The organism is Streptomyces sp. NPDC056222, from assembly GCF_042264065.1.
GTDB lineage: Bacteria > Actinomycetota > Actinomycetes > Streptomycetales > Streptomycetaceae > Streptomyces.
This window is the reverse complement of the sequence record NZ_JBHJTL010000181.1, coordinates 1-5,274: the sequence shown is the minus strand read 5'-3', so window position 1 is coordinate 5,274 and position 5,274 is coordinate 1. Positions and strand designations below refer to the sequence as shown.

Annotated in this window: 5 protein-coding genes; all 5 read right to left on the bottom strand. The window is 71.6% G+C overall.

Annotation, left to right across the window (positions count from 1 at the left end; all coding sequences use genetic code 11):
- Nucleotides 1-104: 104 nt before the first annotated feature.
- The 5 genes from ACFC0D_RS38030 to ACFC0D_RS38010 are packed head-to-tail and all read right to left on the bottom strand — an operon-like array spanning nt 105 to nt 4,949.
- Entirely contained in the window at nt 105-1,271 is a 1,167-nt protein-coding gene (locus ACFC0D_RS38030) for a pseudouridine synthase (protein ID WP_376446561.1), read from the bottom strand.
- Nucleotides 1,271-1,876 (bottom strand): SMC-Scp complex subunit ScpB, encoded by a 606-nt coding sequence (gene scpB, locus ACFC0D_RS38025; protein ID WP_376446558.1) that lies wholly within the window; start codon nt 1,874-1,876, stop codon nt 1,271-1,273. Before scpB ends, ACFC0D_RS38030 begins: the two co-directional genes overlap by 1 nt.
- The gene (locus tag ACFC0D_RS38020) at nt 1,873-3,366 is read right to left on the bottom strand and encodes a segregation/condensation protein A (protein WP_376446556.1); all 1,494 of its coding nucleotides are present in this window, start codon (nt 3,364-3,366) and stop codon (nt 1,873-1,875) included. The genes scpB and ACFC0D_RS38020 overlap by 4 nt, the downstream gene beginning before the upstream one ends.
- A gap of 45 nt (nt 3,367-3,411) precedes the next feature.
- Nucleotides 3,412-3,909, bottom strand: coding sequence for a hypothetical protein (locus ACFC0D_RS38015; RefSeq protein ID WP_376446564.1), 498 nt, complete (start codon nt 3,907-3,909; stop codon nt 3,412-3,414).
- Nucleotides 3,906-4,949, bottom strand: coding sequence for a ParA family protein (locus tag ACFC0D_RS38010; protein ID WP_229818740.1), 1,044 nt, complete (start codon nt 4,947-4,949; stop codon nt 3,906-3,908). The genes ACFC0D_RS38015 and ACFC0D_RS38010 overlap by 4 nt, the downstream gene beginning before the upstream one ends.
- Nucleotides 4,950-5,274: the final 325 nt, after the last annotated feature.

The following is a 5,274-nucleotide window of genomic DNA, read 5'->3' as shown; positions in this document are numbered from 1 at the left end:
CTTCTGTTGTGTATATGACACAGCGTACTTACCCCGCCCACGCTAAGACGCCCGTGACCGCCGTCGGGCGGTCACGGGCTTCTTCGTGGAGCGTCGGGGCGGGACTACATGCCGACTTCCTTCATCAGCATGCCGACCTCGGTGTTGGTCAGCCGGCGCAGCCAGCCGGACTTCTGGTCGCCGAGCCCGATCGGGCCGAAGGCGGTGCGCACGAGCTTCTCGACCGGGAAGCCCGCCTCGGCGAGCATCCGGCGCACGATGTGCTTGCGGCCCTCGTGCAGCGTGACCTCGACCAGGTAGTTCTTGCCGACCTGCTCGACCACACGGAAGTGGTCGGCGCGGGCGTAGCCGTCCTCCAGCTGGATGCCCTCCTTGAGCACCTTGCCGACCTCGCGGGGAAGCGGACCGGTGATGGCGGCCAGGTAGGTCTTCTTCACGCCGTACTTCGGGTGCGTGAGGCGGTGGGCCAGCTCACCGTGGTTGGTGAGGAGGATGATGCCCTCGGTCTCGGTGTCGAGGCGGCCGACGTGGAAGAGCCGGGTCTCGCGGTTGGTGACGTAGTCACCGAGGCACTGGCGGCCGTCGGGGTCCTCCATCGTGGAGACGACACCGGCCGGCTTGTTCAGCGCGAAGAAGAGGTACGACTGGGTCGCGACGGTCAGGCCGTCGACCTTGATCTCGTCCTTCTCCGGGTCCACGCGCTTGCCCTGCTCGAGGACGATCTCGCCGTTGACCTCGACGCGGGCCTGCTCGATGAGCTCCTCGCAGGCGCGGCGCGAGCCCATGCCGGCGCGGGCGAGCACCTTCTGCAGCCGCTCGCCCTCCTGCTCCGCGCCCGGGAAGGTCTTCGGGGTCTTGATCTCCGGCCGGTCCGCGTACCGGTCCCGGTTGCGCTGCTCGATCTTGGCGTCGAGCTCGCGCGAGCGGGCAGGGGTCTGCCGCTGCCCGTGCGGGCCGCGACGGGGCGGGGTGCCGCCCTGGGGGGTCTTGGGGCCGCCCTTGGCGCCTCCGCGGGCCGCGGAGCCGCGACCCTTCTTGGGGCCCTCGGACGGGCCGCTCACGTCGTAGGAGCGCTCCTCGGGGCGAGGCCTGCGCGGGTTGCCGCCGCGCTTCTGGTCGTCGCGGCCACCGCCGCCACCGGAGCCCCGGTAGCCGCCGCCTCCACCGCTGCCGCCACGGCCTCCGCCGCCACTGCTGCCGCCACGGCCGCCGCTCTGGCCACCACGGCTCCCGCCGTTGTTTCCGCTGTTCCTGCCGTTGCTGCTTCGCATCAAACTTCCGTCTTGTCGTCGTCGTCCTCACGATCCGGTGCATCCGGATCGAACGACGGGACCCCTTCCAGCGTCTCCGCCTCGATCGCGTCCGCCTCGGGGAGGAAGGGCGCGAGCTCCGGGAGCTCGTCCAGGCCGCGCAGGCCCATTCGCTCCAGGAAGTAGTTCGTCGTCCTGTACAGGATCGCACCTGTTTCGGGTTCCGCGCCCGCCTCCTCCACGAGACCGCGCTGGAGGAGGGTGCGCATGACACCGTCGCAGTTCACTCCGCGGACCGCGGAGACCCGGGATCGGCTGACCGGCTGGCGGTACGCGACGACGGCGAGGGTCTCCAGGGCCGCCTGGGTGAGACGGGCCTGCTGCCCGTCGAGGACGAACGCCTCGACGGCCGGGGCGAACTCCGCGCGGGTGTAGAAACGCCAGCCGCCTGCGACGAGGCGCAGCTCGAAGCCGCGGCCCTGGGCGGTGTACTCGTCGGCCAGCTCGCGCAGGGCGTCGGCGACCTCGCGCGGGCTCCGCTCCAGGACCTTGGCGAGATGGGCCTCGGTGGCCGGCTCGTCGACGACCATGAGGACGGCTTCGAGGGCGGGCTTGAGGTCGCTCATGCCTTCTCCTCCACTTCGTGATCGAACTCGTCGGTGACGTGGGTCTCCTGGTCCCCGCCCGTCCAGGTGACGGTGAGCTCGCCGAGGGCGTCCTCCTGGTCGAGGGCGACGGCCTTCTCCCGGTAGAGCTCCAGGAGGGCGAGGAAGCGGGCGACGACGGTGAGGGTGTCGTCGGCACCGTCGGCGAGCTCCCGGAAGCTGACGCTGCCGCGCTCGCGCAGCAGGGCCACGACGATGCCGGCCTGCTCGCGGACGCTGACCAGGGGGGCGTGGATGTGGTCGACGTACACCTGCGGCTTGGCCCTGGGCTGCATGGCCTTCACGGCGAGCTTGGCGAAGCCCTCGGCGCCGATGGAGATGACGACCTCGGGGAGCAGCTCGGCGTGGTGCGCCTCCAGACCGACGGTCCGGGGATAGCGCCGGCCCTCGGTCTCCCAGCGGTCCTCGAAGATCGTGGCGATCTGTTTGTACGCGCGGTACTGCAGGAGCCGGGCGAAGAGCAGGTCACGCGCCTCCAGGAGCGCGAGATCGGCCTCGTCCTCGACCTCGGCGGCGGGCAGCAGCCGGGCGGCCTTCAGATCGAGCAGCGTGGCGGCGACGACGAGGAACTCGGTCGTCTGGTCGAGGTCCCAGTCGGGCCCCATGGCGCGGATGTGCGCCATGAACTCGTCGGTGACCTTGGAGAGGGCTACCTCGGTGACGTCGAGCTTGTGCTTGGAGATCAGCTGGAGCAGCAGGTCGAAGGGCCCCTCGAAGTTCGCCAACCGCACGGTGAACCGCCCGTCGTCACCCCCGTCCCGCGGGGGCGCGGCCACGGGTTCCGGGGCCGCCGCGCCGTCGCCTGGGCGCGTCTCGGCGGGATCCACGACGGAGTCGCCGGCGCCGGCCGGGGCATCGCTCCCGAGGCCACGCAGGATGTCCGCTTCGCCGCCCGGGACCGCGACACTCCGCCGGGCGCCGGCGGACCCGGCGGGATCGACGACCGGTGCGGTCGCCTCGGACGCCGTGACGACCGCCTCGACGACAGCACCCGCGTCCCGGAGGCCGCCGTCGCCCACGAGGGCCGACGAGCCCGGGTCGGTGCCGCCGGGGCCGGAACCGGGCTGCCGAACGGTGTCCGGGCCGGCGGACGCGGACACGGCCCCGAGGCCACTCTCGCCCTCGGAGAGCGACGAGCCCGGGTCGGTTTCGGCGGCCGGGGCCTGGGGGCCGTCACCCGGACGCTTCCCCTCGGCCGCGTCGGCCGCGGGTGGGGCTGCCGCCCCTGCGGTGGCGGAGGCGACCTGCCGGGCGGTGTCCGCCCCGGATCCGGCCTCAGGGGCCGTGGAGGCCCCGGCAGGGGCGGGCTGGGGCTCCGCCTCCGGAGTGACGGCCGGTACGGACCGCTGGGCGGCCTCGGGGGCCGCGGGGGCCGTTCGAGGGGTCCCCGGGCCGCGTCCCAGGGCGCGGCGGCGGGCTGGGCGGGACGTTTCGTCGGGGGGCGGGGGCATCGGGGTCCAGGGAGGAGCGGGGGCGCGGCAGCCCGCAGGCTATCGTCAGCGACCGCGCAGGCGGCGCACGAGGATGCTCGCGTCGCCGCGGGACTCCAGGTCCGCCAGGACCACCGCGACCGCCTCGCGGACGATCCGGCCCCGGTCCACGGCGAGCCCGTGCTCGCCACGGAGCACCAGACGCGCGTGCTCCAGGTCCATCAGCTCCTCGGCGGAGACGTAGACCGTGATCTTCTCGTCGTGCCGCTCACGCCCGCTCGGCCGCCGGTTCGGCGACCGCCCGCGGCGGCGCGCCGGCGCGGGCTCCGCCGTGCGGGCCCGGGGCTCCCCCTGCTCCGCGGGCTCCGCCGCCGAGTGCTCGGCGGAAGCGGAGCCCGGGGCTGAGCCGGCAGGAGCGGCGGACGCCGACGCCGAGCCGGATCCCTCCGCCGCCTCCGTGTCGCTCTCGCCCGCCGGAGCCGGTACCCGGCCACGGGGCGAGGAGGACTGCAGCGCCATCCCCCCGGTCGTACGGAACAGTTCGTCGGCGCCGGGCAGACTCACTCGGCGTGACACCGGGCGAGCACCTCCCTGGCGAGCTGACGATAGGCGGCGGCACCCACCGAGTTCGACGCGTACGTCGTGATCGGCTCACCGGCGACGGTGGTCTCCGGGAAGCGCACGGTACGGCCGATGACGGTGTGGTAGACGTGGTCGTCGAAGGCCTCGACCACGCGCGCCAGCACCTCGCGGCTGTGCACCGTACGGGAGTCGTACATCGTGGCGAGGATGCCGTCGAGCTCCAGCTCCGGGTTGAGCCGCTCCTGGACCTTCTCGATCGTCTCGGTCAGCAGGGCCACACCGCGCAGCGCGAAGAACTCGCATTCCAGCGGCACGATGACCTTGTGAGCCGCCGTCAGGGCGTTCACGGTCAGCAGGCCGAGCGAGGGCTGACAGTCGATCACGATGTAGTCGTAGTCGTTCATCAGCGGCTTCAGGGCGCGCTGCAGCGTCGACTCGCGCGCCACCTCGCTGACCAACTGCACCTCGGCGGCCGAGAGGTCGATGTTGCTCGGCAGCAGGTCCATGTTGGGCACTGCGGTCTTGAGCAGCACCTCGTCCGCCGACATGCCCCGCTCCATGAGCAGGTTGTAGACGGTGAGGTCGAGCTCCATGGGGTTCACACCGAGTCCGACCGACAGGGCTCCCTGCGGGTCGAAGTCGACGAGCAGCACCCGCCGTCCGTACTCCGCGAGCGCGGCACCCAGGTTGATGGTCGACGTGGTCTTGCCGACGCCGCCCTTCTGGTTGCACATCGCGATGATCTTCGCGGGTCCGTGATCGGTCAGCGGACCCGGGATCGGGAAGTACGGCAGGGGCCGTCCGGTCGGGCCGATCCGCTCGCGGCGCTGACGGGCAGCGTCGGGTGCGAGGGTGGCCGCGTACTCCGGGTCGGGCTCGTACTCGGCGTCAGGGTCGTAGAAGTGCCCCTCGGGCACCTCGTCGTAGGCGGCGAAGTGGGTGGACTCTCGGCCACTCTCGTTGCCGGCCGTGGCGTTCACGTGTAGGCCGTCCATCATCTTCATCGTGTGGGCTGTCGTCATGGGCTGATGCGTCGCGTTGGTCGCGAAGGTACGGACAGCGACGGAGCCGACAGGGATTCCTGGCTGTCCGCCCCCGGGAGTAAATGTCGACTCATTCACAAGTCGTCTTACCTCCTTGGATGTGACCAGGAACATTTATCGATAGGTCAGCGTGGCACCATGCCGACGGTTGGCGACTCTATGGCGTGTCACCGCTCCGCAGCAACACAATCCGCCGGACCCGGCCCGATGTGTCGGCAACCGAACACCCCGCTGTCAAGGGTGCGCAGCCATCCATCCGCACGTTTCAGGGGTGCGCGAAACGGTTAAAGGGTTACGTTCGAGG